This is a genomic window from Sphingomonas azotifigens NBRC 15497 (genome assembly GCF_002091475.1).
Lineage (GTDB): Bacteria > Pseudomonadota > Alphaproteobacteria > Sphingomonadales > Sphingomonadaceae > Sphingomonas > Sphingomonas azotifigens.
The window spans coordinates 1-25,137 of record NZ_BCTR01000012.1 but is presented as its reverse complement, the minus strand read 5'-3'; the positions used below and the strand labels follow the sequence as shown (position 1 = coordinate 25,137).

23 protein-coding genes and 1 tRNA gene are annotated in these 25,137 nt (G+C 68.2%); 13 read left to right on the top strand and 11 right to left on the bottom strand.

The genetic code is table 11. The features are described 5' to 3' along the window. The first annotated feature begins 59 nt into the window (after positions 1 to 59). The 3 genes from SAZ01S_RS05465 to SAZ01S_RS05455 are packed head-to-tail and all read left to right on the top strand — an operon-like array spanning position 60 to position 3,277. A complete protein-coding gene (locus SAZ01S_RS05465) occupies positions 60 to 1,592 on the top strand; it encodes a cryptochrome/photolyase family protein (RefSeq protein ID WP_084580824.1) in 1,533 nt (510 codons plus the stop codon). Continuing rightward, positions 1,585 to 1,956, top strand: a complete 372-nt coding sequence (locus tag SAZ01S_RS05460; RefSeq protein WP_084580822.1) for a thiol-disulfide oxidoreductase DCC family protein — start codon at positions 1,585 to 1,587, stop codon at positions 1,954 to 1,956. Before SAZ01S_RS05465 ends, SAZ01S_RS05460 begins: the two co-directional genes overlap by 8 nt. Then, complete coding sequence (locus tag SAZ01S_RS05455) at positions 1,946 to 3,277, top strand: ABC1 kinase family protein (protein WP_084580820.1); 1,332 nt, start codon at positions 1,946 to 1,948, stop codon at positions 3,275 to 3,277. The genes SAZ01S_RS05460 and SAZ01S_RS05455 overlap by 11 nt, the downstream gene beginning before the upstream one ends. Here SAZ01S_RS05455 and SAZ01S_RS05450 read toward each other — a convergent pair. Continuing rightward, the gene (locus SAZ01S_RS05450) at positions 3,271 to 3,987 is read right to left on the bottom strand and encodes an SDR family NAD(P)-dependent oxidoreductase (protein ID WP_084580818.1); all 717 of its coding nucleotides are present in this window, start codon (positions 3,985 to 3,987) and stop codon (positions 3,271 to 3,273) included. The two genes, SAZ01S_RS05455 and SAZ01S_RS05450, sit on opposite strands and share 7 nt — an antisense overlap. A 145-nt stretch (positions 3,988 to 4,132) precedes the next feature. Between SAZ01S_RS05450 and SAZ01S_RS05445 the strand changes: the two genes are divergently transcribed. The 5 genes from SAZ01S_RS05445 to SAZ01S_RS05425 all read left to right on the top strand — a co-directional run bounded on the left by SAZ01S_RS05445 (position 4,133) and on the right by SAZ01S_RS05425 (position 8,829). Beyond that, on the top strand, positions 4,133 to 5,020 hold the full coding sequence (locus SAZ01S_RS05445) for a DUF481 domain-containing protein (RefSeq protein ID WP_084580816.1): 888 nt from the start codon (positions 4,133 to 4,135) through the stop codon (positions 5,018 to 5,020). A gap of 56 nt (positions 5,021 to 5,076) precedes the next feature. Then, positions 5,077 to 6,285 carry a hydrolase gene (locus SAZ01S_RS05440; protein WP_084580814.1) on the top strand — a complete coding sequence of 403 codons (1,209 nt, stop codon included), beginning with the start codon at positions 5,077 to 5,079 and terminating at the stop codon, positions 6,283 to 6,285. Next, a complete protein-coding gene (locus tag SAZ01S_RS05435; RefSeq protein WP_084580812.1) occupies positions 6,282 to 7,298 on the top strand; it encodes an arginine N-succinyltransferase in 1,017 nt (338 codons plus the stop codon). The genes SAZ01S_RS05440 and SAZ01S_RS05435 overlap by 4 nt, the downstream gene beginning before the upstream one ends. After that, positions 7,298 to 8,551, top strand: coding sequence for an N-succinylarginine dihydrolase (locus tag SAZ01S_RS05430; RefSeq protein WP_084580810.1), 1,254 nt, complete (start codon positions 7,298 to 7,300; stop codon positions 8,549 to 8,551). The genes SAZ01S_RS05435 and SAZ01S_RS05430 overlap by 1 nt, the downstream gene beginning before the upstream one ends. A gap of 65 nt (positions 8,552 to 8,616) precedes the next feature. After that, positions 8,617 to 8,829, top strand: coding sequence for a hypothetical protein (locus SAZ01S_RS05425; RefSeq protein ID WP_084580808.1), 213 nt, complete (start codon positions 8,617 to 8,619; stop codon positions 8,827 to 8,829). 70 nt (positions 8,830 to 8,899) lie between these two features. On the opposite strand, the gene SAZ01S_RS05420 is transcribed toward SAZ01S_RS05425, so the two are convergent. Further along, positions 8,900 to 8,976: transfer RNA gene (locus tag SAZ01S_RS05420), tRNA-Arg, on the bottom strand. 83 nt (positions 8,977 to 9,059) lie between these two features. Here SAZ01S_RS05420 and SAZ01S_RS05415 point away from each other — a divergent pair. Next, positions 9,060 to 9,557, top strand: a complete 498-nt coding sequence (locus SAZ01S_RS05415) for a hypothetical protein (RefSeq protein WP_084580806.1) — start codon at positions 9,060 to 9,062, stop codon at positions 9,555 to 9,557. A 7-nt stretch (positions 9,558 to 9,564) separates the two neighbouring features. On the opposite strand, the gene SAZ01S_RS05410 is transcribed toward SAZ01S_RS05415, so the two are convergent. Both SAZ01S_RS05410 and SAZ01S_RS05405 read right to left on the bottom strand, forming a co-directional pair. Next, on the bottom strand, positions 9,565 to 10,071 hold the full coding sequence (locus SAZ01S_RS05410) for a tetratricopeptide repeat protein (RefSeq protein WP_167693085.1): 507 nt from the start codon (positions 10,069 to 10,071) through the stop codon (positions 9,565 to 9,567). Positions 10,072 to 10,100: 29 nt separating this feature from the next. Next, complete coding sequence (locus SAZ01S_RS05405) at positions 10,101 to 11,288, bottom strand: RsmB/NOP family class I SAM-dependent RNA methyltransferase (protein WP_084580802.1); 1,188 nt, start codon at positions 11,286 to 11,288, stop codon at positions 10,101 to 10,103. Positions 11,289 to 11,432: 144 nt separating this feature from the next. Between SAZ01S_RS05405 and SAZ01S_RS05400 the strand changes: the two genes are divergently transcribed. Continuing rightward, the gene (locus SAZ01S_RS05400) at positions 11,433 to 13,187 is read left to right on the top strand and encodes a GGDEF domain-containing protein (protein ID WP_245824627.1); all 1,755 of its coding nucleotides are present in this window, start codon (positions 11,433 to 11,435) and stop codon (positions 13,185 to 13,187) included. Here SAZ01S_RS05400 and guaB read toward each other — a convergent pair. From guaB to SAZ01S_RS05385, 3 genes are all read right to left on the bottom strand, one after another. Continuing rightward, positions 13,172 to 14,629, bottom strand: a complete 1,458-nt coding sequence (gene guaB / locus SAZ01S_RS05395) for an IMP dehydrogenase (RefSeq protein WP_084580800.1) — start codon at positions 14,627 to 14,629, stop codon at positions 13,172 to 13,174. The two genes, SAZ01S_RS05400 and guaB, sit on opposite strands and share 16 nt — an antisense overlap. A gap of 63 nt (positions 14,630 to 14,692) precedes the next feature. Then, positions 14,693 to 15,091, bottom strand: coding sequence for a hypothetical protein (locus SAZ01S_RS05390; RefSeq protein WP_084581112.1), 399 nt, complete (start codon positions 15,089 to 15,091; stop codon positions 14,693 to 14,695). A 58-nt stretch (positions 15,092 to 15,149) separates the two neighbouring features. Continuing rightward, positions 15,150 to 15,968, bottom strand: coding sequence for an HpcH/HpaI aldolase/citrate lyase family protein (locus SAZ01S_RS05385; RefSeq protein ID WP_084580798.1), 819 nt, complete (start codon positions 15,966 to 15,968; stop codon positions 15,150 to 15,152). 51 nt (positions 15,969 to 16,019) lie between these two features. Here SAZ01S_RS05385 and SAZ01S_RS05380 point away from each other — a divergent pair, with 51 nt between their 5' ends. Genes SAZ01S_RS05380 through SAZ01S_RS05370 form a run of 3 tightly spaced genes read left to right on the top strand, consistent with a single transcriptional unit; the run spans position 16,020 to position 19,299 of the window. Then, the gene (locus SAZ01S_RS05380) at positions 16,020 to 17,003 is read left to right on the top strand and encodes an SPFH domain-containing protein (protein ID WP_174596094.1); all 984 of its coding nucleotides are present in this window, start codon (positions 16,020 to 16,022) and stop codon (positions 17,001 to 17,003) included. Then, positions 17,000 to 17,470 carry an NfeD family protein gene (locus SAZ01S_RS05375; RefSeq protein ID WP_439951215.1) on the top strand — a complete coding sequence of 157 codons (471 nt, stop codon included), beginning with the start codon at positions 17,000 to 17,002 and terminating at the stop codon, positions 17,468 to 17,470. Before SAZ01S_RS05380 ends, SAZ01S_RS05375 begins: the two co-directional genes overlap by 4 nt. A 20-nt stretch (positions 17,471 to 17,490) precedes the next feature. After that, complete coding sequence (locus SAZ01S_RS05370; protein ID WP_084580796.1) at positions 17,491 to 19,299, top strand: DUF885 domain-containing protein; 1,809 nt, start codon at positions 17,491 to 17,493, stop codon at positions 19,297 to 19,299. Between the two features lie 139 nt (positions 19,300 to 19,438). Here the strand turns inward: SAZ01S_RS05370 and SAZ01S_RS05365 are convergent, their stop codons facing one another. From SAZ01S_RS05365 to SAZ01S_RS05350, 4 genes are all read right to left on the bottom strand, one after another. Beyond that, positions 19,439 to 20,065, bottom strand: a complete 627-nt coding sequence (locus SAZ01S_RS05365) for a rhomboid family intramembrane serine protease (protein WP_084580795.1) — start codon at positions 20,063 to 20,065, stop codon at positions 19,439 to 19,441. 8 nt (positions 20,066 to 20,073) lie between these two features. Continuing rightward, entirely contained in the window at positions 20,074 to 20,550 is a 477-nt protein-coding gene (gene greA, locus SAZ01S_RS05360; protein ID WP_084581106.1) for a transcription elongation factor GreA, read from the bottom strand. Positions 20,551 to 20,854: 304 nt separating this feature from the next. Next, entirely contained in the window at positions 20,855 to 24,184 is a 3,330-nt protein-coding gene (gene carB, locus SAZ01S_RS05355) for a carbamoyl-phosphate synthase large subunit (protein WP_084580793.1), read from the bottom strand. Positions 24,185 to 24,470: 286 nt separating this feature from the next. Further along, a partial coding sequence (locus SAZ01S_RS05350) for a carbamoyl phosphate synthase small subunit (protein WP_245824625.1) occupies positions 24,471 to 25,137 on the bottom strand: 667 nt, incomplete at its 5' end.

The window sequence follows — 25,137 nt, the reverse complement described above, 5'->3', positions numbered from 1 at the left end:
CTCAACCTGTCCGAAAAGACATCGCGTGCGTGCGCCTTGGCTGCCCCACATGGCATGGCATGGCGCGCCTGATCCTCCTGCTCGGCGACCAGCTCAGCGCTGGCCTCTCCTCGCTCGCCGAAGCCGATCCGGCCGAGGATGTCGTGCTAATGGCAGAGGTGGCCGAGGAAGCCGGCTATGTGCCGCACCACAAGAAGAAACTCGCTTTCGTCTTCGCGGCCATGCGCCATTTCGCCGAAGCGCTCCGCGTCGAGGGCTGGCAACTGCGCTACACGAGGCTCGACGACCCGGAGAATAGCGGCAGCCTTGTCGGCGAGCTCGAACGCGCCCGCGCCGGGCTGGCGCCCGACGAGATCCTTTGTACGGAACCCGGCGAGTGGCGGCTGCGACAGGCCCTCGCGGCCGTACCTGGCCTGACATTGCTGCCGGACACGCGCTTCCTGATCGACCCGGCCGGCTTTCGCGCCTGGGCGCAGGGGCGCCGGCAGTTGCGGATGGAGTATTTCTACCGCGACATGCGGCGCCGCACCCGGCTGCTGATGGAAGGGGACAAACCGGCCGGCGGCGAATGGAACTATGACCATGACAATCGCGGCACGCCCCCGCCCGGCATCACCGCGCCGACGCTCCCCGCCTTCGAACCCGATGCGATCACCCGCGAGGTGCTGGAGCTGGTCGAACGTCGCTTTCCCGACAATTTCGGCGATCTCCACCCCTTCGCCCTCGCCGTCACCCGCGCCGATGCGGAAAAGGCGCGCGATCACTTCCTCGCCCACGCCCTGCCCCGCTTCGGCGACTATCAGGATGCGATGCGCCTCGGCGCACCGGTGCTGTTTCATGCACACCTCGCGCTCTATCTGAACATCGGCCTGCTCGATCCACTCGACCTCTGCCGCCGCGCCGAGGTCGAGTGGCGCGCCGGCCGGGTGCCGATCAACTCGGCGGAGGGCTTCATCCGCCAGATCCTCGGCTGGCGCGAATGTGTCCGCGGGATCTACTGGCTGCACATGCCGCGCTATGCCGAGGCAAACGCCCTGGAGGCCCGCCGCCCGCTCCCCGAATTCTACTGGACCGGCGACACGGACATGGCCTGCGTCCGCGACGCGGTCGAGCAGACCCGCGCCCATGCCTATGCCCATCATATCCAGCGGCTGATGGTCACCGGCAATTTCGCGCTGCTCGCGGGCATAGACCCGTACCTCGTCCATGTCTGGTACATGGCGGTCTATGCCGATGCCTATGAGTGGGTGGAGATGCCCAACACGATCGGCATGGCGCTGTTCGCCGATGGCGGGATCATGGGCTCGAAACCCTATGCGGCGAGCGGCGCCTATATCGACCGGATGTCCGATTACTGCGCCGGCTGCCGCTACAAGGTGAAGCTGAAGGCCGGGCCGGATGCCTGCCCGTTCAACTATCTCTACTGGGACTTCGTCGCCCGCCACCGCGATCGCTTCGCCCGCAACCAGCGGATGGGGCCGATCGTCCGCAATCTCGATCGCATGACCGAGGCGCGCAAGGCCGAGATCCGCGCGGACTCCGCCCGCTTCCTCGATGCACTGGTGCCGGCCGGGAGCCGCTGGAATGGCTGAAGCGCTCACCGTCTGGTACGATGGCGGCTGCCCGTTATGCACCCGCGAGATCGCGCTGATGCGGCGGCTGGACCGGCGCGGCAATCTCCGCTTCGTCGACGTCAGCGATGGCGCGACCACCTGCCCGCTCGACCGCGGCGACCTGCTCGCCCGCTTCCATGTCAGCGATGCGCGCGGGCGCTTCTACAGCGGCGCGGCGGCCTTCGCGGCGATGTGGCGGGCGATCCCGCTGCTCCGCCCGCTGGGGCTGCTGGCCTTGCTGCCGGGGATGACCTGGGCACTCGAACGGCTCTATCGCGCCTTTCTGCGCGTTCGGCCCATACTCCAGCGCTGGATGCGCGAAAGGGAACGCCATGGCGGATGATCGAGCATATGACGGCCGTTCGCGGGCAGTGCCAAAGGGGCGGCTCGCGCGCTTCGGCGTGATGGGGCGCCTTGCCGGCGGGGTGGCCGGCAACGTGCTGGCAGAAGGCGCCAAGCGCCTCGTCGCCGGCGAGCGCCCGCAGCTGCGCGACCTCGTCCTCACCCCCGGCAATGTCGCCCGCGCCACCGAACAGCTCGCCCAGCTGCGGGGCGCGGCGATGAAGCTGGGGCAGATGATCTCGCTCGACGCCGGCGACGTGCTGCCCGACGAGCTCACCCAGATCCTCGCCCGGCTGCGCGACCGCGCCCACCACATGCCGCCCGCCCAGCTCCAGCACGTGCTCGCGAAGGAATGGGGCCCGGACTGGCGCCGCCGCTTCGCACTGTTCGAGGCGCATCCGATGGCCGCTGCCTCGATCGGCCAGGTCCACCGCGCGCGGTTGCCCGATGGTCGGATGCTGGCGATCAAGGTCCAGTATCCCGGGGTACGCGAAAGCATCGACGCCGATGTCGACAATGTCGCGACGCTGCTGCGTCTTTCCGGGCTGCTTCCCAAGGGCCTCGACATCGCGCCGCTGCTCGGCGAGGCCAAGCGCCAGCTGCACGACGAAGCCGATTATGGCCGCGAAGCTGCGATGATGACGCGTTACGCTGACCACCTTGCCGGCGACGACCGCTATCTGGTGCCGCGGCCGGTGCCGGAACTCTCGAGCGTGAACGTGCTGGCGATGGACTATATCGCCGCCAAGCCGATCGAAACGCTGGAGGCGGCGGACCAGGGCGAGCGCAACCGCGTCACCACCGCGCTGATCGACCTGGTGCTGCAGGAGCTGTTCGCCTTCGCCTTCATCCAGACCGATCCCAATTTCGCCAACTACCGCTATCAGCCGGAAACCGGCAGGCTGGTGCTGCTAGATTTCGGCGCCGCCATGCCTATTTCAGACGCTATAACAACGGGATACAAGAACCTGCTTCAGGCAGGTCTCAGCAGCGATCGCGGCGCCGTCCGCGCGGCGGCGCTCGACCTCGGCTTCTTCAGCCATGCCGCGCTCGACCGCCATCCGGCGGTGATCGACCGGATGATCGGCCTGATCCTCGACCAGACCGATCGCGCCGACGATTTCGACTTCGGCGATCGCAGCTTCCTCCAGGCCGTGCGCGGCGAAGGCATGCAGATGGTGGAGGATCGCGCCGTCTGGCACGTGCCACCTGCCGACACGCTGTTCGTCCAGCGCAAGATCAGCGGCATGGCACTGCTCGCCGCGCGATTGAAGGCGCGGGTGGCACTGCAGAGTTTGGTCGAGGCGCGGCTCGCTCAATAGGGGATGCGGGTGCCGTCCCAGGCGAACAGCCCGCCGGAGTCTTCAGGGGTCAGTTGCGCGAGAACGCGCAGCAGATAACCTGCGCTCTGCGTTGACGTAAAAAGCTTTTCCGGCGGCACGCTGCGCTGGAACGGCGCCGAAAGCGCGGTGTCGACGGTGCCGGGATGGAGCGCGGCGACGATCGCCTGCGGATGGGTGCGGCGCAGCTCGACGGCGAAGTTCACCATCAGCATGTTGAGCGCCGCCTTGGAGGCACGATAGCTGTGCCAGCCGCCCAGCCGATTGTCCGCGATCGATCCCACCCGCGCCGACAGCGCCGCGAACACCGACCGCCGATCGCGCGGCAGCAGCGGCAGAAAATGCTTGGCGATCAGCGCCGGCCCGATCGTATTGACGGCCAACAGCTCGGCCATCGCCACAGGGTCGATCGACCGGGCCGCCTTTTCCGGCGCAGGACCGGTGTCGCGATGCAGCATGCCGGTCGCCACGAACACCATATCCACCGCGTCGCCCACCGATCGCGCGACCAAGACGATGCTCGATTCATCCGCAAGATCAAACGTCAACGATTTGATTTTACTGGACGCATGATCCACCGTCCGACGACTGACGGCATGGATCGTCGCAACCGACGGATCGGCCGCGAGCTGCGCCACCAGCGCACCGCCGATACCTCCCGAGGCGCCAAAGACGACGGCGTTCCTGATCATGCCACATAGACCTCCAAAGCCTTTGTCGGCCCGGGGAAAGCCCGTCGCAACCTGTCCGCCCGGCCGCAGCTTGAGGCCGCGCGTTGTGCAGATGCGATAACCTGCCCTTTTTGCGCCCCGAAACTATGGCTAGGACAGGGGCACCATGCGCGCCCTGCTCCTCGCCCTGCCCCTGTTGCTTGCGAACAGCGAGGATCCGCCGATCCCGCCGACGATCAAGGCCATGCTCGATGCAGCGATGAGTTCGGGCAACGAGGCCGATGTCGCGGTGATCGTTAAATATGCCAAGACCGCCGACCCGGCCAGCGCGCCCGTCGTCGCGCGGCTCGCCGGCGACTGGCGGTCCAAGCGGCGCGAGGTGGCCCAGCAGGCGCTGCGCGAGGCGCGGTTCCTCCAGCTGGTCAAGGGGCATGTCGAGCTTGGCGGCTATGTGCAGACCGGCAATTCGGAGAATATCGGCGTCACCGCCGCCGCCGAGGTGAAGCGCGAAGGCATCGAGTGGCGCCACAAGGTCCGCGTCCAGGCCGATTATCAGGAGAGCCTCGGCGTCACCACGCGCGAGCGTTACCTCGCCGCCTATGAGCCGAACTGGAAGTTCGACAGTCGCGCCTATATGTACGGTGCCGCGCAATATGAAAGCGACCGCTTCTCCGGTTTTGGCGACCGTGTCTCGCTGTCGGCCGGTGCCGGCTACAGCGCGATCAAGAACTCGGCGGTGAAGCTCGATGTCGAGCTGGGCCCCGCCTATCGCTACACGCGCTTCATCGGCGCACCGACCGAGAACAACATCGCCGCGCGCGGTTCGCTCGATTTCGCCTGGAAGCTGTCGCGGGGCATGTCGGTCACCCAGCAGGCCTCGGCCTATGTCGAAAAGGACAACAGCACCGTCGCGACCAAGTCGGCGTTGCTCGCCAAGCTGATCGGGCCGCTTTCCGCGCAGTTCAGCTACACGGTGCAATATGAAAGCGCACCGCCGCTCGGCCGCCTGACCACCGACACCACCAGCCGCGCGGCGCTCGTCGTCGATTTCTGACCGGCAAGCGGGCTCGGGGGTGTTCAACCGCCCCGCTTCCGGGCTACCAAAGCCGCATGAACGAGCTATCCGCGATCGAACGGACGGCGATCGAGCGCGCGCAGGCCGCGCCGATGCTGGAGAGGATCCTCGCCTGGACGGCGATCAACAGCGGCACCCGCAACCTCGCAGGCTTGGCGGCGATGGCCGACGCGTTGGCGGATGCCTATGCAGTCCTCCCCGGCGCCCTCCACCTGATCGATCCCGAGCCGGTGGACACCGTCACCGCCGCCGGCGGCGTCGAACCGCTGGCGCATGGCCGGCACCTGCTGCTGACGGTGCGGCAGGAGGCGCCGGTGCAGCTGCTGTTCACCGGCCATATGGACACGGTATTCGGCGCCGATCACCCGTTCCAGCAGGCAGGCTGGAACGCGGACGGCAGCCTCAACGCGCCCGGCGCCGCCGACATGAAGGGCGGCCTGGCGCTGCTGCTCGCCGCGCTGGAGGCAGTGGAGGCGAGCCCGGCCGCGTCGCGGCTCGGCTATACCGTGCTCATCAACGCCGATGAGGAAACCGGCTCGCTCTCCTCGCGCGCGCTGATCACCCGCGCCGCGCAGGGCAAGGCGGCGGCACTCACCTATGAGCCGGCGCTGCCCGACGGCACGCTGGCCGGCGCGCGCGGCGGCACCGGCAATTTCTCGCTCGTCGTCCATGGCCGCAGCGCGCATGCCGGCCGCAATCCGGACGACGGGCGCAACGCGCTGGTCGCCGCCGCCCGACTGGCGGTGCTGCTCGCCGACGCGCGCGCGCCGGGCCTTGCGGTCAATCCCGCGCGGATCGATGGCGGCGGGCCGAACAATGTCGTGCCGGACCTCGCCGTCCTGCGGGTCAATGTCCGGCCCAGCGACCCGGCGACCATCGCGCAGGCGCAGGCAGCGCTCGACGCAGCCATCGCCCGGGTTGCCGCCGAGCATGAGGTGCGGATCGCGCTCCATGGCGGCTTCAACCGTCCCCCCAAGCCGATCGACCCGGCCGCGGCGCGGTTGTTCGAACTGGTCCGCGGCGCCGGTGCCGATCTCGGCATCCCGGTCGCGTGGAAGGCCACCGGCGGGGTGTGCGACGGCAACAACATCGCCGCCTGCGGCGTGCCCGTAGTCGACACGATGGGCGCACGCGGCGGTGCCATTCACTCGAAGGAGGAATTTCTGATCCCGGAAAGCCTGCCCGAGCGCGCGGCGCTCTCGGTTCTCACCATCCTCCGCCTCGCCGAACAGGGCCGGCCATGAGCAGCTTCCGCATCCGCGCCGCGCGCGACGAAGATCTTCAGCATCTGTACGAGATGGCCAAGCTAACCGGCGGAGGTTTCACCAATTTGCCGCCGGACAAGCCGGCCCTGCGCGCCAAGCTGGAGCGTAGCCACAGCGCGTTCGCGCGGGGCGACGACGCCGAGCCGGGCGACGATCTCTTCGTCCTGATCCTCGAGAATGTCACGACCGGCGAGGTGCGCGGCACCTGCCAGATCTTCACCCGCGTCGGCGAAAAATGGCCCTTTTACAGCTATCGCATCGGCACCGTGACCAAGCACAGCCAGGAGCTGAAGCGCACGTTTCGCGCCGAGATCCTGAGCTTGGTCAACGATCTTGAGGGCTGCAGTGAAGTCGGCGGGCTGTTCCTCCACCCGGGCGAGCGCGCCGGCGGGCTGGGTCTACTGCTCGCCCGCAGCCGCTATCTGTTCATCGCCCAGCACCGCGCGCGCTTCGCCGACCGGATCCTCGCCGAACTGCGGGGCGTGATCGACGAGGCCGGCGGATCGCCTTTCTGGGACGGCGTCGCCGGGCGGTTCTTCGGCATGAACTTCCAGCAGGCCGACGAATTCAACGCGACCCATGGCAACCAGTTCATCGCCGACCTGATGCCCAAGCATCCGGTCTATACCGCGATGCTCTCCGAAACCGCGCGCGCGGTGATCGGCCTGCCCCATCCTTCGGGTCGCGCGGCGATGCGAATGCTGGAAAATGAAGGGTTTGCGTTCGAAAGCTATATCGACATATTCGATGGCGGCCCGACCATGACCGCGCGTACCGACCAGGTGAAGACCGTTCGCGAGGCGCAGCGCGCGCCGATCGTGGCGATCGACGGTGGCGGCGAACCCGCGCTGGTCGCGACCGGCCACCTGTCTTCGTTCCAATCGGCCCTCGCCCAGGTGCTGCCGAGCGAAAGCGGCGTCGTGCTCGACCCCGTTTCCGCCGAGGCGCTGGGCCTTTCCGTCGGCGATGAACTTCTGTGGGTAGCCCGCTGATGCTGGTGGAAATCAACTTCGACGGGATCGTCGGCCCCAGCCACAATTATGCCGGTCTCAGCCCCGGCAATCTCGCCGCGACCCGGAACCGGGGCGCGGTCTCGCACCCGCGCGCGGCCGCGCTGCAGGGCATCGCCAAGATGCGCGCCAACCTCGCGCTGGGGCTGCACCAGGGCATCTTGCTGCCCCATGCCCGGCCCGACCATCGCTGGCTCGCCCAACTGGGCCTTGGCTACCCGCATGCACCTCCGCACAGCCAAGCCCAGGCGCTGTCCGCCTCGCCGATGTGGGCGGCCAATGCCGCGACCGTCTCCCCGGCGCCGGATACCGCCGACGGCCGCTGCCATCTGAGCGTCGCCAACCTGGTGACGATGCCGCACCGCAGCCATGAATGGCCGGAGACGCTGGCGCAGCTGCGGCTGGCCTTCGCCGATCCGGCGTTCGCCGTCCACGGCCCGGTCGCCGCCCCGTTCGGCGACGAGGGCGCGGCGAACCATATGCGGCTCGCGACGGCGCACGACGCGCCCGGCGTGGAGGTCTTCGTCTATGGCATCGCCGGTGGCCCTTTTCCGGCGCGGCAGCATCCCGACGCCAGCGCCGCGATCGCCCGCCGCCACCTGCTCGATCCCGAGCGGACCTTGTTCGTCCAGCAATCGGAGGAGGCGATCGCTGCTGGCGCCTTCCACAACGACGTCGTCGCGGTAGCGAACGGCCGCGTGCTGTTCGCGCACGAACAGGCCTTCGCGGACAAGGCGCGCTTCTACGACCAGCTCCGGGCGGCGATGCCCGAGGTCGAGATCGTCGAGGTGCCCGCGGCGCAGGTCAGCCTGGCCGATGCGATCGCATCCTATCTGTTCAACGCCCAGCTGGTCACGCTGCCGGGCGGCGAGACCGGCCTGATCCTTCCGGGCGAGGCACGCGCGACCGAAAGCGTGTGGCGCTGGCTCACCGCGCACGTCGCGGGCAACGGCCCGATCCGCCGGCTCGAGGTCGTCGACGTTCGCGAATCGATGGCCAATGGCGGCGGCCCCGCCTGCCTGCGCCTGCGCGTGGTGGCCGACCCGGCGACCATCGATCCCCGCTTCCTGGTAGATGACGCCAAGCTCGGCCGGATCGCCGCGGTAATCGAGGCGCATTGGCCCGAAGCCATCGACCCCGCCCAGATCGCCGATCCGGACCTGATTGCCGGCATCGAGCGCGCCCGCACCGCGTTGCTCGAAGCCCTCGATCTTGTCGGATTTCTTGACAGTTAACCACCAGCACCCGCCGAAAAGCGTCGGAAATCCGCGGCTGGCATGCCGCTTGCTGCGGTTCGGCCATGCTGTATCGGATCGGCCGCCTCTTCGTGATCAAGTCAAAGTTCGAGGCTTTTCTGGTGATCTTCGGGCTGGCCAATGGCGCAGTCGAGCGAGGCCTGCACTATATGAGCCTCTACCCCGGCATCGGCGGCAAGCTGCTGTTCGCGGTATGCCCGATCGCGGTGTTCATGGCGGGGGGCCGCATTCTCGACAGCCTCGACGCCGGCGTCTGATCGCAGCGCTTCGTCCATCGCACTCGCCAGAAACACGAACCCCCGCCGAGCAGGGCTCTGGCGGGGGTAGTGGCGCGCCCGGAACGATTCGAACGTCCGACCCTCAGATTCGTAGTCTGATGCTCTATCCAGCTGAGCTACGGGCGCGTGGTGGAGGCGAGCCTTTATCGATCGAATCCGGACAGCGCAAGCCCGTTGCGCCAAGTTTTCCACACGCATATGGCGGGGCCATGCGATCGCTCCCCCTTTTCGTCGCGGGCCCCCTGCTGCTCGCCGGCTGCGCCCAGACCAGCACGCGCTATCCTTCGCTGCTGCCGCGCGCGAACGAGGGGCTGAACTTCACCGAGCCGGAGCGGCCGATCGCACAGGCGACACCCGATGCCGCGCTCGACGCGCGCATCGCGGCGCTGGTCGCCACGATCGAGTCGACCGACCAGGAGTTTCAGCGTGCCGCCGGCGATGCCGAGGCCAAGGTCGCGCGTGCCCGCGGTCTAGCCGCCGGCAGCAGCGCCTGGCTGGATGCCCAGACGGCGCTCAGCGTTCTCGATGGGCTGCGTTCGCGCAGTTCGATGACGCTCGGCGACCTCGACCAACTCCGCATCGAGCGGGCACAGGCCGGCCAGGCCGATTATCCGGCGCTGCAAGCAGCGATGGAGCGCGCAAGCGCGATCGTCGCCGCACAGGAAAGCCGGGCGCGCGCGCTGGAAGCGGCGATCGCGCCCGCCTGACACCCGGTCAGGGCTTGGCGACATCCTTGGTCGCCGCATCGTTGGCAGCGACCGGCGTGGGCGGCGGGCCCTTGGCGATCGTCGCGGCGAGCGTCGTCGCCTCGGCACAGCCTGCCTTGCAGATGGTCTTGATCTTGGCGAGATTGTCCTTGGCGCGCGTCATCGCGCCTTTAGCGACCATCGCCTCACCCTGGCCGCGCAGCGCGGCGAGGTCGTTGGGATCGAGCTTGAGCGCCTCGCCATAGAAGCGGATCGCCTTGCCGGGCAGGTTCTGCGCCCGCGCGATATCCGCGATCAGCACGAACGCCTCGCGGTTGCGCGGATCGACCGCCAGCGCGGTTTCCAGCAAATCATTGGCGCCGCCGAGATTGCCCGCCGCCTGGGCACCGCGCGCCTGACGCACCAGCTCCACCGAGCGGGGATCGAGCTGATTGTCCGGCCGCTGCGCGCTAAGGCTGCTCGAAACCGTCAGCACCAGCAGCGCCGCCGCCACCGAGATCGTCGTGAACCGCATCAACATCTCCGAAACTCCATCGCGCCGGGCTAGCATTGCCGCACCAGTTTCGCGACAAAAAAGCCGTCGGTGCCGTCGTGCAGCGGCGTGAGCCGAAGCCCCTCGCCGCGCCGACGCCCGGCCGGCGCATCGAACGGCACTGCCGCCCAGCCCGGCTGCGCGGCCAGGAACCGCTCGACCTGCCCTGCCCCCTCGGCATCGAGCAGCGAGCAGACGATATGCACCAGCCGGCCACCCGGCCGCACCAGCCTCGCCGCCAAGTCGAGCAGATGCGCCTGGGTGTCGACATAGCGGTCGAGCTGCGCCGGGGTGAGCCGCCAGCGTGCCTCCGGATTGCGCCGCCACGTGCCGGTGCCCGAGCAGGGCGCGTCGACCAGCACCAGGTCAGCGCGGTCCTGCCACGCCGCCAGCCGCTCCGCCTCGCGGCCGGGATCGAGCAGTAACGTCTCGGCGATATGGACCCCGGCGCGCTCGGCGCGGGGCAGCAGGCGGGACAGGCGCGGCCGATCGACGTCGCAGGCGAGGATCGTGCCGCGATTGTCCATAGCGGCGGCCAGCGCCAGCGTCTTGCCGCCGCCGCCGGCGCACAGGTCGATCACCGTTTCGCCGGGCGCGGCGCCGGCAAGCGCGCTCACCAACTGGCTGCCGGCATCCTGCACCTCGAACGCACCGTCGAGATAGGCGGGACTGCGGTCGACCGGCGTGTCCTCGCGCAGGCGCAGCGCATCGGGCGCGAAGGCGAGCCGCTCCGCCCCGTCGAACGTGGCGGCGAGCGCCTCGGGTGTCGTCTTCAGCCGGTTGACGCGAAGATCGAGCGGCGCCCGCCCGAGCAGCGCAGCGCGTTCGGCGGCTTCGAGGCCCGATGCCTCGAAGGCCGTTTCCAGCCACGCCGGGGCGATGCCGGGCACCGCCTCGGGCTCGCCTTCGACGTGCACGGCCGGCCCATAGTGCGATCCGTCGAACAGCGCGGCCAGCTCGGGCCGGGTTCGCGCGACCGCCAGCAGCGCGGCGCGACCGGACACCGGCACTTCGCCGCACAGGCGAATCGCGTCATAGACGAGCGCGCGGATCGCCCGCCGATCCTTCGATCCGGCGAAGCGGCGTTCGGCAAACCAGCGCGCGAGGATCACATCGGCCGCGGCGCCGCGCGTCCGCGCCGCCCCGATTACCTGGTCGAGCACCTCGATTGCCATCTGCACACGCGCTGCGGGAGTCATGGCGTGATCGCTAGGCGGATCGCGCGCCGAATGCAAAGCCACCTGTGCGCGCCTTGCGTTTCAGCCGGATAGCCTTTGGCGGTGATCTTTTGTAAACCAGCTTTGGCGCATGCCATGGGGATTGCAGGTGGGGGAATAGGTTCGGTGCGCAGCCTGGCGGTTTTTGCACTGCTTCGCTGGTCGGCGATGCAGTTGCTGTGGCTGGCGCTTGCCCCGATCGCGGCATCGGCGGCGCCGGTGCCGGTCGATTCGCGGGTGTGCCACGGCACGTCGCCGGTCGATGTGGCGGACGCGGCGGCAGACACCATCGCCTTTACCTGTGGCGGCACGCCCGCCGCCTATCAGGGCGCAAGCCTGTGGCTGCGGCTGCAGCCGCAATCCTATCTGCCCGCCGGACAGGCGGCGACGCTGCTCGTTCACCAGACCCGGTTCGATCGGCTGGCGGTCGGCTTTCGCTACACCGACGGGCGGATCGAATGGCAGCGCGTTCGTAAGGGTGCGTTTGGCGACCATTGGCGCCCCGGTGCGCAGATCGCCTTCACGCCCAATGATCGCAGCGCCTCGGTGACGACGATCCTGGTGCGCATCGACAATCTGGCCAGCGCACAGCTGCTGCGCCTGCGGATCGTCGACGATGGCGAGGCGGACCTGGAGACCGGCATCCTCGCCGCGCTGATCGGTGCGGCGCTGACGCTGCTGCTGGCAGGCGCGCTGTACAATCTCTCGCTGGCGATCGGCATCCGCCGGCAATATCTCGCCTGGCAGGGGGTGTGGGCGATCGCGGTGTTCGCCTGGGGCATCATCTGGTCTCAGTTCAGCCTGCTGGTCGTCCCCGGCATCGCCGGCACGCTGGCGGCGCAGACCTGCACCGCGCTTTCCACCCTGTCGATGCTGCTCGCGACGATGAGCATCTTCACCGCGATCGGCCCTAGCAAGGCCCCCGCGGTGCTGCGCTGGACGATGGTCGTGCTGGGCGCCGCGGTGGCGGTGCTGGGCGTTCCCGGCACGCTGGCGAAGGGACCGCTCATCGATCTCCTCATTCCGGTGCTAGCGATCACCGCGCTGGGCAATCTGCTGTCGGCAGTGCTCTGCATGGCGTGGGGCATGCGTCGCGGCAGCGCCGAGGCACGCGACCTGCTCGCCGCCTGGTCGGTACCGATGGCGGCGGTGGCGCTCACCCAGTTCGTCGACATCGGCAGCCGCCTATGGGGCGGCGGCGCACAGATCCTCGTCCTGTTCGCCTCCGCCTGGCAGACGATCTGGCTGTCGATCGCCGCGAGCCGCCGGCTCGCCCGTCTGCGTGCCGAGCGCGACCTCGCCCGGGCGGCGGAGGCCCGCGCCAGCCGGCTCGCCGAGCGCGATCCGCTGACCGGCATCCGCAATCGCCGCGGCTTCGTCGACGCCGCCGGCGCGCTGATCGCGGCCGCCGATCGCGACGACGCGACGCTGGCGCTGCTGCTGATCGACATCGATCGCTTCAAGACGATCAACGACGAACATGGCCATGATGCCGGCGATGCCGTGCTGTGCACCATCGCCACGCGGCTGACGCGGTGGGAAGGCCCGATGTGCGTCGCCGCACGGCTGGGAGGCGAGGAATTCGCGCTGCTGGTCGCGCATCTCTGCGGGCCCGCGCTCACCAGCTTCGCCGATCATGTCCGCCACGAGCTGGCCGCGTGCGACCATAGCGAGGTGATCGGGGCGCGCAGCATAACGGCGAGCATCGGCGTCACCGAAGCCAAGGGCCGCTGCGATTTCGCCCAGCTCTACCGCGAGGCGGACCGCGCGCTGTACGTCGCCAAGCGGACCGGCCGCAACCGGATCTGCCGCGCCGATCGCGCCGCAGAGCCGGTCGAGGCGAGCGCGCCGGTGCCTGCCGCCAATCAGCGCGTCGGGTAGTTCGGCGCCTCGCGGGTGATCGTCACGTCATGCACGTGGCTTTCCTTGAGGCCCGCATTGGTGATGCGGACGAACCGCGCCTTCTTCTGGAACTCCGGGAGCGTCGCCGCGCCGACATAGCCCATCGACGCTTTCACGCCGCCGACCAGCTGGTGGATGACGTCGCGCGCCGGGCCCTTGTACGGCACCTGGCCCTCGATGCCTTCGGGGACGAGCTTCAACTGGTCCTTGATGTCCTGCTGGAAATAGCGGTCGGCCGAGCCCTTGGCCATCGCGCCGACCGAACCCATGCCGCGATAGGACTTGTAGGCACGGCCCTGGTACAGGAAGGTCTCGCCCGGCGCTTCCTCGGTGCCCGCGAGCAGCGAGCCGATCATCGCGGCGCTGGCACCTGCGGCAAGTGCCTTGGCGATGTCGCCCGAGGTGCGGATGCCGCCATCGGCGATCACCGGAATGCCCGACTTGGCGGCCTCATTCGCCGCGTCCATCACCGCAGTGAGCTGCGGCACGCCGACGCCGGCGACGACGCGCGTGGTGCAGATCGAGCCCGGGCCGATGCCGACCTTGAGCCCGTCCGCGCCCGCATCGATCAGCGCGCGTGCGGCTTCAGCGGTGGCGATGTTGCCGGCGATCACCTGGACGCGGTTCGACAGCTTCTTGACACGCTCGACGGCGCGGCTGACGTCCTTGTTGTGGCCGTGCGCGGTGTCGATCACGATCAGGTCGACCTCGGCATCGACCAGCGCCTCGGTGCGGGCGAAACCCTTGTCGCCCACCGTCGTCGCGGCGGCGACGCACAGGCGGCCGCCGGCATCCTTGGTGGCATGCGGATAGGTGACCGCCTTCTCGATGTCCTTCACCGTGATCAGGCCGACGCAGCGATAGGCATCGTCGACGACCAGCAGCTTCTCGATCCGGCGCTGGTGGAGCAGGCGGCGTGCTTCTTCCTGCGCGACGCCCAGCTTCACCGTGGCGAGGTTCTGGTGCGTCATCAGCTCGGAAACCGGCTGGTTGGGGTTCTCCGCGAAGCGGACGTCGCGGTTGGTAAGGATGCCGGCCAGCTTGCCGTCCGCCTCGACGATCGGGATGCCGCTGATCCGGTGGCGCGCCATCAGCGCCTGCGCCTCTGCCAGCGTGCCGGTGGGCGCCATGGTGATCGGATTGACGACCATGCCGCTCTCGAACCGCTTGACCGCGCGAACCGCCTCGACCTGCTCCTCGACTTCGAGGTTGCGGTGCAGCACGCCGATGCCGCCGAGTTGCGCCATGACGATCGCCATGTCGCCTTCGGTAACGGTGTCCATCGCCGAGGAGAGGATCGGGATGTTGAGCGCCAGCCCCTTGGTCACATGGGTCCGGGTATCCGCCATGCTCGGCACGATCTCGGATTCGCCCGGATAGAGGAGGACGTCGTCGAAAGTCAGGCCGAGGGGGATTTCCATGGGGAGCGCCAAATCCTTGAGTCGAATGTTGGCGGCCCATGTAACCGCAAGGGTGCAGATGCGCTAGAGGGCAGCTGACACGACCGGCGGGACATCCGGATACAGCAGATCGCGCTCGATCTGCACCTGCTTGCGGATGATCGCCGCCAGCGTCCGCGAAGCCTCGACATAGGCCGGCCATTCGGCGACCGCGCGCGGAGTCGGCCAGGCGCTGATATGGTCGGTGTAGAACATGCGCATGTCGAGATTGCCGCCGCGCAGCGATTTCGCCACCTCGGCCTTGGCGCCCCCGGCGGCGGCAGCGGCGTTGACCAGCAGGTCGATCGCGCGTCGGCGCGTCGCCACGGCCCGCGCCGTCTGGTATCGAACGCGCGAGAGATCCGCCACGTCGCAGCAGGGCAGCGCAAGGAGATTCTCGATCGCTCCGAGCGCCTGGAGCAGCGTCATGTCGATTTCGTGCATGTTCTCCATGTTCTAGACATAGAAGAATGGGACACGACCGGAGGTGGACCGAAAGAATTTATTCGGATTCACCCGCGCGTTGCAGAAGAATCCGGGCCTGCGCGACATGCATCGCCTCGATCATCCGGTCGCGGAAGCGCTCGGCCCCGCCACCGGCGGCGGCCAGCAGGGCGCGAGCATCGTCGAGTTCTTGCCGGCTAGCGGCAAAGGCCTCGGTCGCCGTCGCGAGCTGGCCCGGGTGGATCAGCGTCTTGCCGTCGAAGCCGAGGGCGCGGCCGGCGCGGCACTCGGCGGCAAGGCCCTCGGGGTCGGCAAGCGCGTTGAACACCCCGTCCAGCGCCCATGCCCTGCCCGCCCGTGCCGCGAGCACCACCGTCTGCAATGCCAGCGCGAGCCCCTCGCGGCCTGCCGAGGCGGGGATGCCAAGGGTCGCCTTCAGGTCGTTGGTACCGGCGATCAGGCCGGCCACGCCCGCCACCCCGGCGATCGACGGCGCGGCCAAGACGCCTGCTGGCGTCTCGATCATCGCGAGGAGCTGCTTGCCCGTGGCCTGCGCGATCTGCGCGGCGACTACGGCGTCTTCCACCTTGGGCACGACGACCATGTCCGCCGCCGAGGCCGCGACCGCGTGCAGATCGGCGGCATGCTCGTCGCTGTCCACGCCGTTCAGCCGGATCGCGCAGAGCCGCTCGCCAAAGCCCTCCGCCGCTGCCGCGATCGCAGCCTGGCGGGCGCTATTCTTGTCCTCCGGCTTCACCGCGTCCTCGAGGTCGAGGATCACCATGTCGCAGGCGAGCGTGCGCGCCTTGGCGATCGCGCGCGGATTGGACGCGGGCAGGAACAGGGCGGTGCGGGGGGCGAGAGCGATGCTGGTCATGTGCGCTCTCTATGCTAGCACTGGGCCCCATTGCGAGGGGAGTCGGGGCGTATGGACGTGCTTTTCGTGTTTCTGGTGAGCCTGGCGGCATTGGTGCTGTTCTACCTGCTGACCAGCGTGAAGATCGTGACCCAGGGCTATCAATACACGATCGAGCATTTCGGCCGCTTCACCACCGTGGCCACCCCCGGCTTCAACTTCTACCCCGCCTTCTTCTACCGTGTCGGCCGCAAGGTGAACATGATGGAGCAGGTGATCGACATTCCGGGGCAGGAGATCATCACCAAGGACAATGCGATGATCTCCACCGACGGGGTGGTGTTCTTCCAGGTGCTCGATGCCGCCAAGGCCGCCTATGAGGTATCGGACCTGTATGTCGCGCTGCTCCAGCTGACGACGACGAACCTTCGCACGGTGATGGGCTCGATGGACCTCGACGAAACGCTGTCCAAGCGCGACGAGATCAACGCCCGGCTGCTGTCGGTCGTCGACCATGCGACGACGCCCTGGGGCGTGAAGATCACCCGCGTCGAGATCAAGGACATCCGCCCGCCGGCGGACATCGTCAACGCAATGGGCCGCCAGATGAAGGCCGAGCGCGAGAAGCGCGCCAACATCCTCGAGGCCGAGGGCGCGAGGGCCTCCGAGATCCTCCGTGCCGAAGGGCAGAAGGCGGCGCGCATCCTGGAGGCCGAAGGCCGCCGCGAATCGGCCTTCCGCGACGCCGAGGCCCGCGAGCGCGCCGCCGAGGCCGAAGCCAAGGCGACACAGCTGGTGTCGGACGCGATCGAGTCCGGCAGCGCCCAGTCGCTCAACTATTTCATCGCGCAGAAATATGTCGAGGCGGTCGGCAAGTTCGCGACCTCGCCCAATGCCAAGACCATCCTGTTCCCGGTCGAGGCGACGCAGCTGATCGGCACGCTGGGCGGAATCGGTGAGCTGGCCAAGGACGCGCTGTCCGGCGGCGCGCCCAAGCCCCCCGCCCCGCCAGCCCCGCCCGCGCGCCGCCCGGGCCCGTTCGACCAGCAGGGTTGATCGCCACGGTGGACTGGCTGCAGCACCCGCCCCTGCTCTGGCTCCTCGCGGCGGCGCTGCTGGGGATCGCCGAGCTGGTAGTGCCCGGCGTGTTCCTGGTGTTTCTCGCCATCGCTGCGGCGATCACCGGGACGATCGCGTTGCTGTTCCCGGACCTGCCGGCCGGCGGCCAGCTGCTCGGCTTTGCCCTCTGGTCGGCGGTGGCGGTGCTGATCGGAAAGCGCTGGTACCGGGATTTTCCGGTGGCGACCGCCGATCCCCTGCTCAACGACCGCGTCGCCCGGCTGGTCGGCGCGGTCGTCACCGTCGTCGAGCCGGTGAGCGACCATGGCGGCCGGGTCCGTGTCGGCGATGGCGAATGGCCCGCGCGCGGACCCGATGCCCCCGCCGGCGCCCGCGTGCGGATCACCGGTGCCGACGGCGCGACGCTCCGCGTGGAGCCGCTTCCTTCCCTTCCCCAAGACTGAAACCAATCGAGGTCGAATTGATGCGTACCACCCGTCGCGACGTGCTGCTCGGATCGAGCGCCCTGCTGGCCACCGGCGCAGTGGCACGGCCCGCGCCCGCCGCCGAGGCCCAGGCTAAGGCGCTGATCGATCGCACCGCCGAGGCGCTGCTGGCGCTCAACCCCGAAAGCGCGTCCAGCCTCGGCATCGACAAGGGCGCCCGCGCCGACCTCAAGCACCGCCTCGCCGACCGTACGCCGGCCGGTGTCGCCAGGATGGCGGCGCATCTGAAGGCGACGCTCGGTGAGATCGACCGGATCGACGTAACCGCGGTGAGCCCCGAGATGCGGGTCCACCTCGACGTGATCCAGACCGCCTATGCCAATGGTCTGAAGGGCATCGGCTTCCCCTATGGCGATGTCGCGGTCGGCAGCTGGCGCAACAGCCCCTATGTCGTCGTCCAGAATGTCGGCGCCTATCTCGACGTGCCGAAGATGCTCGACAGCGATCACCAGATCGCCACGCGCGACGATGCCGATGCCTATTGCGAGCGGCTCCAGGCCTATGCCGGCGCGCTGGACGGCGAGACGGCGCGCCTGCGGCAGGCGGCGAGCGTCGGCGTGATCGCACCCGACTTCCTGCTCGACAAGTGCCTCCGGCAGATCCGTCTCGCCCGCAAGGGCGATCCCGCGACCTGGGACGTGGTAACCTCGATTGCCAAGCGCACCACCAGCATGCCGGGCAGCTATGCGGCGCGCGCCACAAGGATCGCCGCCGAGCAGGTCGCGCCTGCGCTCGACCGCCAGATCGCCGAACTGGAGAAGCACCGCGCCCGCGCCACCTCGGACGCCGGGGTGTGGAAGTTCAAGGATGGCGACGCCTATTATGCCTGGGCGCTGAGTGCCGGCACCACCACCACGATGTCGCCGGACGAGGTCCATGCGATGGGCAAGGAACAGCTCGCTGCGCTCCAGGCCGAGATGGACACGATCCTCAAAACACTCGGCTATACGCAAGGCTCGGTCGGCGCGCGGATGCGCGGGCTCGCCACCGATCCGCGCTTCGCCTTCCCGGACAATGATGCCGGCCGCGCCGAGATCATCCAGATCCTCCAGAAGAGCGTCGACGACATGCGCAGCCGCATGCCGCAGGCGTTCCACACGCTGGTGCCCGGCAATGTCGAGGTGAAGCGCATCCCGGCCGTAGAGGAAGAAGGCGCGCCGGGCGCCTATGGCGGCCCCGGCACGATCGACGGCAAGGTGCCCGGCCGGCTGTGGGTCAACCTGCGCTCGACCGGGATCTGGACGCGGTTCAGCCTGCCCGACCTAGCCTATCACGAGGCGATCCCCGGCCATGCCTGGCAGGGCGAATATACCTTCAAGATGCCGCTGATCCGCTCGCTGCTGCAGTTCAACGCCTATTCCGAAGGCTGGGCGCTCTATGCCGAACAGCTGGGCGACGAACTCGGCGTCTATGCCGCGAACCCGGCGGCGAAGCTGGGATACCTCCAGTCGCTCGGCTTCCGCGCCTGCCGGCTGGTGGTCGACAGCGGCCTCCACGCCAAGCGCTGGACCCGCGAACAGGCGATCCGCTGGTTCGTCGAGGCGAACGGCTCGTCCGAGGACGAGGTCCAGGGAGAGGTCGACCGCTATTGCTCCTGGCCGGGCCAGGCCTGCGGCTACAAGGTGGGACACACCGCGATCAACCGGCTGCGCACCCAGGCGAAAACCGCGCTGGGCGACCGGTTCGATTTCCGCGCGTTCAACGATGCGCTGGTGCTCGGCGGCAACGTGCCGATGACGGTGCTCGGCCATGTGATCGACCGGCACATCGCGCAGCGGAAGGGGTGAAGCCCTCCCCTCCAACGGTCATCCCGGCGAAAGCCGGGATCCATTGGGGTCACCGTTGCGGCGCTTGCTGAAAGGGAGAGGCGACTGGATCCCGGCTTTCGCCGGGATGACGGCTGAAAAGGCCGGCGCTTGACGCCCGTCAGGCGTGGCGCCAGCGCCAGAGCAGCATCGGCCGCGCCAGCACCAGGCCGAGCAGGAAGCCGCCGATATGCGCCCAGATCGCCACTTCGACGCCGCCCTGCAGGAAGGCGAAGCCCATCAGCAGGTTCACCGCGATCCATGCCGCCGCCAGCCAGGCGATATGCACGATCGGCGCCGGGATCGGGCCGATCGCCTTCGCACGCTGGCGCCCGTAGAGCAGCGAATAGGCGCCGACGATCGCCGAGCTCGCCCCGCTGGCGCCGATCATCGGCGCGGTCGACATCGGGCCGGCGAGCCACTGCGCGGCCGCGGCGGCATAGGCGCCGACCAGATAGAGCGTGACCACACCCTTGGCGCCGATCGCCCGCTCGGTCTCGCGGCCGGTAAAGACGAGCATCAGCATGTTCATGGCGAGATGGAACAGCCCGGCATGGACCAGCGTCGCACTGAGCGGGGTGAGCCACGCCGGCACCACCAGCCCCGACAGGATCAACCTGCCGAACAGCCGCGCCGGGATGAACCCCGCCGCATATTGGATCTGCACGGCGTTGGGCGCGAGCAGCGCCAGCACGCTCACCGCCACCGTGACGGCGACGATCACCGTCGTGGCGCTAAGCTTCCGCATGGCCAGCCTCAGATGAATTCGACCTTCGAGACCAGATAATAACGGTCGCCCGCCGGCACCGAAACCTCGACCTCTTCGTCGACCTTGCGGCCGATCAGCGCGCGGCCGATCGGCGAGTTGTACGAGATGCGGCCCTTGCTGGCATCCGCCTCGGTCTGGCCGACGATCTGGTACTTCACCGGCTTGTCGTCCTCGTCGAGCAGCGTCACCGTCGCGCCGAACACGATCTTGTCGCCCGAAAGCTCCTTGGGATCGATGATCTGGGCGCGGCTCAGCTTGTCCTCGATGTCGGCGATCGACGCCTCGACCTGGCCCTGGCGCTCCTTGGCGGCATGATATTCGGCGTTTTCGGAGAGGTCGCCATGCGCACGGGCTTCCTCGATCGCGTCCACGATCAACGGCCGCTCGGCCTTCAGCCGCTTCAGCTCCTCGCTGAGCTTCTGATAGCCTTCCGCCAGCATCGGCATCTTCTCGACGGTCGCCATAACGCCCTTGTCCTTCACTACGCCCCCGAGACCGACCGTCGCTCAAAAACGACGTCCGCACACTTACATCGGTTGGGGAAATCCATTGTGCGAACGCGAATAGTAAGTCGCGGCGCGAAAAACATCAAGGCGCGGGGTGGAGAAGTAATATTTTGCCCTGCTCTTAAGGCGTTCGCTCCCCTCCCGCATGCGGGAGGGGTTGGGGGAGGGATCGACGTGGAAGAAGCGCTGAGGTGGCTCAGCCCCTCCCCTAGCCCCTCCCGCAAGCGGGAGGGGAACGCAGCCCCCCTCCCCAGCGGCACATTCACCCCCGCGAAGCGAAATAGGCCTGGATCGGCTGCACCTCGATCGGATTGCTCCGCATCGCAGCGATCGCCCGCGCCGCCGCGACGCTGCCCGGTGCCGTGGTGAAATAGGGCACCTTCTGCGCCAGCGCCGAGGCGCGGATGCTCATCGAATCCTTCAGCGACTGCCAGCCCTCGGTGGTGTTGAAGATCAGCGCGACGTCGCCGTCCTGGATGCGGTCGACGATGTGCGGGCGGCCCTGCGCCACCTTGTTGACCGTCTCCACCGCGATTCCCTCGGCGGCGAGGAACTCGGCCGTGCCGCTGGTCGCGATGATCTTGAAGCCGAGATCGGCGAGGATCTTCACGCCCGGCAGCACCACCGCCTTGTCGCTCTGCTTGACACTGACGAACACCGTGCCGCCCTGCGGCAGCACCGTGCCCGCGCCGAGCTGCGACTTGGCGAAGGCGGTGGCAAAGTCCTTGTCGATGCCCATCACTTCGCCGGTCGACTTCATCTCGGGCGAGAGCACCGGATCGACGCCCGGGAAGCGCGCCCAGGGGAACACCGCTTCCTTCACCGCGATATAATCGATGTCGCGGTCGATCACCGGCAGGTTGGCCAGCTTCTCGCCCGCCATCACCCGGCTGGCAATCTTTGCGATCGGCGCGCCGATCGCCTTGGCGACGAACGGCACCGTGCGGCTGGCGCGCGGATTGACCTCGATCAGGTAGACCTCGCCGTCCTTGACCGCGAACTGGATGTTCATCAGCCCCTTGACCTTGAGCGCACGCGCCAGCGCCACAGTCTGGCGCTCGATCTCGGCGATGATCTCGGCCGGCAGGCTGTAGGGCGGGATCGAGCAGGCGCTGTCGCCCGAATGGACGCCGGCTTCCTCGATGTGCTGGAGCACGCCCGCAACCACCACATCCGTGCCGTCGGCGATCGCGTCCACGTCCACCTCGATCGCGTCGCGCAGATACTGGTCGATCAGCACCGGCGAGTCGCCCGAGACCTGCACCGCGGTCTGGATATAGTCGTCGAGCTGCTGGAGGCTGTCGACGATCTCCATCGCCCGGCCGCCCAGCACATAGCTCGGCCGCATCAGCACCGGATAGCCGATCCGCTCGGCCACCCGCACCGCCTCGTCGCGGCTGCGCGCGATGCCGTTGGCCGGCTGCTTGAGGCCCAGCTTGGCGACGAGATCGGCGAAGCGCTCGCGGTCCTCGGCCAGGTCGATCGCGTCGGGGCTGGTGCCGAGTATCGGGATGCCCGCATCCTCCAGCGCCTTGGCGAGGTTGAGCGGAGTCTGGCCGCCGAACTGGACGATCACGCCGACCAGCTCGCCCTTCGACTTCTCGACCTCGAGGATCTCGAGCACGTCCTCGGCGGTCAGCGGCTCGAAATAGAGCCGGTCCGAGGTGTCATAGTCGGTGCTCACCGTCTCCGGGTTGCAGTTGACCATGATCGTCTCATAGCCCGCGTCGGCCAGCGCGAAGCAGGCATGGCAGCAGCAATAGTCGAACTCGATCCCCTGCCCGATCCGGTTCGGACCGCCGCCGAGGATCACCACCTTGCGGCGGTCGCTCGGCTCGGACTCGTTCTCGGGCTCGCCGAAGCTCGGCGCCTCATAGGTCGAGTACATGTACGGCGTTTTCGCCTCGAACTCGGCCGCACAGGTGTCGATCCGCTTGAACACGGGGCGCACGCCCAGCCGGTGGCGCAGCTTGCGCACCTCGGCCTCGGTCACGCCGCCCGAGATGGCGTTGGCGACCTCGCCGATCAGGCCCGAGCTGCGCGCCATGGCTTCGCTGCCCGCGCGGAGGTTGACCGACTTGAGCGCGAGATAGGCCAGGCGCTTGTCGCTGAAGCCCATCGCCTTCAGGCGGCGCATGCCGGCCGCGTCCTGCGGCAGGCCGTTGGTCGCGACGTCCTTCTCGGCGTCGAGGATCTCGGCGATCCGCTCGAGGAACCAGGGATCGTAGCTGGTGAAGCGCTGGACGTCCTTGACGCTGAAGCCCTCGCGCATCGCCTGCGCGGCGATCAGCAGCCGGTCGGGCGAGCGGACGGTCAGCGCCGCCTCGATCACGTCGCGCGGCGCGCCGACCAGCCGGTCGACATCGTTGAAGCCGCTGAGGCCGGTTTCCAGCCCGCGCAACGCCTTCTGGATCGATTCATGGATCGAGCGGCCGATCGCCATCACTTCGCCGACCGACTTCATCGCCGTGCCCAGCACCGCCTCGGCGCCCTTGAACTTCTCGAAGGCGAAGCGCGGGATCTTGGTGACGACGTAATCGATGGTCGGCTCGAAGCTCGCCGGCGTCGCGCCGGTGATGTCGTTGTCGATCTCGTCGAGCGTATAGCCCACCGCCAGCTTGGCCGCGACCTTGGCGATCGGGAAGCCGGTCGCCTTGGAGGCCAGCGCCGAGGAGCGACTGACGCGCGGGTTCATCTCGATCACGATCAGGCGGCCGTCCTTCGGATTGACCGCGAACTGCACGTTGGAACCACCTGTTTCGACACCGATTTCCCGGAGACACGCGATCGATGCGTTGCGCATGATCTGGTATTCCTTGTCGGTCAGCGTCAGCGCCGGCGCGACGGTGATCGAATCGCCGGTGTGCGTGCCCATCGGATCGATATTCTCGATCGAGCAGACGATGATGGCATTGTCGTTCCGATCCCGGACGACCTCCATCTCATATTCCTTCCAGCCGAGCAGCGATTCCTCGATCAGCACCTCGGTGGTCGGCGAGAGGTCGAGACCCGAGCGCACGATCGCGATGAATTCCTCGCGATTATAGGCGATGCCGCCGCCCGAGCCGCCCATGGTGAAGCTGGGGCGGATGATCGCCGGCAGGCCGACATAGTCGAGCGCGGTCAGCGCCTCGGCCTCGGTGTGCGCGATCGCCGAGCGGGCGCTTTCGAGCCCGATCTTGGTCATCGCGTCCTTGAACTTCAGCCGGTCCTCGGCCTTGTCGATCGCATCGGCATCGGCGCCGATCATCGTCACGCCGAACTTCTCCAGCGTGCCGTCGCGGAACAGCGCCAGCGCGGTGTTGAGCGCGGTCTGGCCGCCCATCGTCGGCAGGACGGCGTCGGGCCGCTCCTTCTCGATGATCTTGGCGACGACCGCGGGGGTGATCGGCTCGATATAGGTCGCGTCGGCCAGCTCGGGATCGGTCATGATCGTCGCCGGGTTCGAATTGACCAGGACGATGCGATAGCCCTCTTCCTTCAGGGCCTTGATCGCCTGCGTGCCCGAATAATCGAACTCGCACGCCTGACCGATGACGATCGGCCCCGCGCCGATGACGAGGATGGAGGAGATGTCGGTGCGCTTGGGCATTAGTATACGTCCGAAGAATTGAAGCCGATCGTGAGGCGGTTCTGGCGAGCCCAGGATTTCAGGCAGCGCCAACCGCGGGCCGTAGCCTTCTGATCGACAGTTTCGGGATGCGACTTGGAAGTCGCTACGAGAATATAGGCATTCTTGCGATGTGGGTCGGCGACAAAACGCCCGTCTGGCAAACCGCCGCATCGGCGCGCAGCAGCCGAAATCGCTTGCTCTTTCGCACTTTGGGAAACCGGTTGAGTCAGAAAGAGTCCGCTCGCTGCGAGAAGCGCTGCCGCGGTCACGCCATCATCCCCACGAACCGCTCGAACAGATAGAGGCTGTCCTGCGGGCCCGGGCTGGCCTCGGGGTGATATTGCACGCTGAACGCCGGGCGGTCGGTGAGTTCAATGCCGGCGTTGGAGCCGTCGAACAGCGACACATGCGTCTCGCGCGCATTGGCCGGCAGGCTCTCGCGCTCGACGGCGAAGCCGTGATTCATGCTGGTGATCTCGACCGCGCCGTCCTCCAGCCGCTTGACCGGATGGTTGGCGCCGCGATGGCCCTGGAACATCTTGGTGGTCTGCGCGCCCACCGCGAGGCCGAGCAGCTGGTGGCCGAGGCAGATGCCGAACAGCGGCTTGCCGGTTTCGAGCAGCTGGCGGATCACCGGCACGGCATATTCGCCGGTCGCGGCGGGATCGCCCGGGCCGTTGGAGAGGAAGAAGCCGTCCGGATTGAACGCCATCACCTGCTCGAAGGTGGCGGTGGCGGGCAGCACGGTCACGTCTGCGCCGGCCTGGACCAGGTTGCGGAAGATGTTGCGCTTCGAGCCATAGTCGATCGCGACGACCTGCGGGCGCTTGCCACTTGCGCGCCCCTCCCGCTTGCGGGAGGGGTCGGGGGAGGGGCTGGAGCCGGAAGCGGACGCCTTCGGAGCGGTGTCATCCCCCCCCCCCCCCCCCCCC

What these genes read in the sequence shown, in the direction of transcription:
- SAZ01S_RS05410 (WP_167693085.1), bottom strand. Translation starts at nt 10,071, where the DNA reads ATGCGGTTCACGACGATCTCGGTGGCGGCGGCGCTGCTGGTGCTGACG.
- SAZ01S_RS05385 (WP_084580798.1), bottom strand. Translation starts at nt 15,968, where the DNA reads ATGACCAGCATCGCTCTCGCCCCCCGCACCGCCCTGTTCCTGCCCGCG.
- SAZ01S_RS05370 (WP_084580796.1), top strand. Translation starts at nt 17,491, where the DNA reads ATGCGTACCACCCGTCGCGACGTGCTGCTCGGATCGAGCGCCCTGCTG.
- SAZ01S_RS05445 (WP_084580816.1), top strand. Translation starts at nt 4,133, where the DNA reads ATGCGCGCCCTGCTCCTCGCCCTGCCCCTGTTGCTTGCGAACAGCGAG.
- carB (WP_084580793.1), bottom strand. Translation starts at nt 24,184, where the DNA reads ATGCCCAAGCGCACCGACATCTCCTCCATCCTCGTCATCGGCGCGGGG.
- SAZ01S_RS05455 (WP_084580820.1), top strand. Translation starts at nt 1,946, where the DNA reads ATGGCGGATGATCGAGCATATGACGGCCGTTCGCGGGCAGTGCCAAAG.
- SAZ01S_RS05390 (WP_084581112.1), bottom strand. Translation starts at nt 15,091, where the DNA reads ATGCACGAAATCGACATGACGCTGCTCCAGGCGCTCGGAGCGATCGAG.
- SAZ01S_RS05450 (WP_084580818.1), bottom strand. Translation starts at nt 3,987, where the DNA reads ATGATCAGGAACGCCGTCGTCTTTGGCGCCTCGGGAGGTATCGGCGGT.
- greA (WP_084581106.1), bottom strand. Translation starts at nt 20,550, where the DNA reads ATGGCGACCGTCGAGAAGATGCCGATGCTGGCGGAAGGCTATCAGAAG.
- SAZ01S_RS05405 (WP_084580802.1), bottom strand. Translation starts at nt 11,288, where the DNA reads ATGACTCCCGCAGCGCGTGTGCAGATGGCAATCGAGGTGCTCGACCAG.
- SAZ01S_RS05465 (WP_084580824.1), top strand. Translation starts at nt 60, where the DNA reads ATGGCGCGCCTGATCCTCCTGCTCGGCGACCAGCTCAGCGCTGGCCTC.
- SAZ01S_RS05440 (WP_084580814.1), top strand. Translation starts at nt 5,077, where the DNA reads ATGAACGAGCTATCCGCGATCGAACGGACGGCGATCGAGCGCGCGCAG.
- SAZ01S_RS05380 (WP_174596094.1), top strand. Translation starts at nt 16,020, where the DNA reads ATGGACGTGCTTTTCGTGTTTCTGGTGAGCCTGGCGGCATTGGTGCTG.
- SAZ01S_RS05425 (WP_084580808.1), top strand. Translation starts at nt 8,617, where the DNA reads ATGCTGTATCGGATCGGCCGCCTCTTCGTGATCAAGTCAAAGTTCGAG.
- SAZ01S_RS05435 (WP_084580812.1), top strand. Translation starts at nt 6,282, where the DNA reads ATGAGCAGCTTCCGCATCCGCGCCGCGCGCGACGAAGATCTTCAGCAT.
- SAZ01S_RS05460 (WP_084580822.1), top strand. Translation starts at nt 1,585, where the DNA reads ATGGCTGAAGCGCTCACCGTCTGGTACGATGGCGGCTGCCCGTTATGC.
- guaB (WP_084580800.1), bottom strand. Translation starts at nt 14,629, where the DNA reads ATGGAAATCCCCCTCGGCCTGACTTTCGACGACGTCCTCCTCTATCCG.
- SAZ01S_RS05415 (WP_084580806.1), top strand. Translation starts at nt 9,060, where the DNA reads ATGCGATCGCTCCCCCTTTTCGTCGCGGGCCCCCTGCTGCTCGCCGGC.
- SAZ01S_RS05365 (WP_084580795.1), bottom strand. Translation starts at nt 20,065, where the DNA reads ATGCGGAAGCTTAGCGCCACGACGGTGATCGTCGCCGTCACGGTGGCG.
- SAZ01S_RS05430 (WP_084580810.1), top strand. Translation starts at nt 7,298, where the DNA reads ATGCTGGTGGAAATCAACTTCGACGGGATCGTCGGCCCCAGCCACAAT.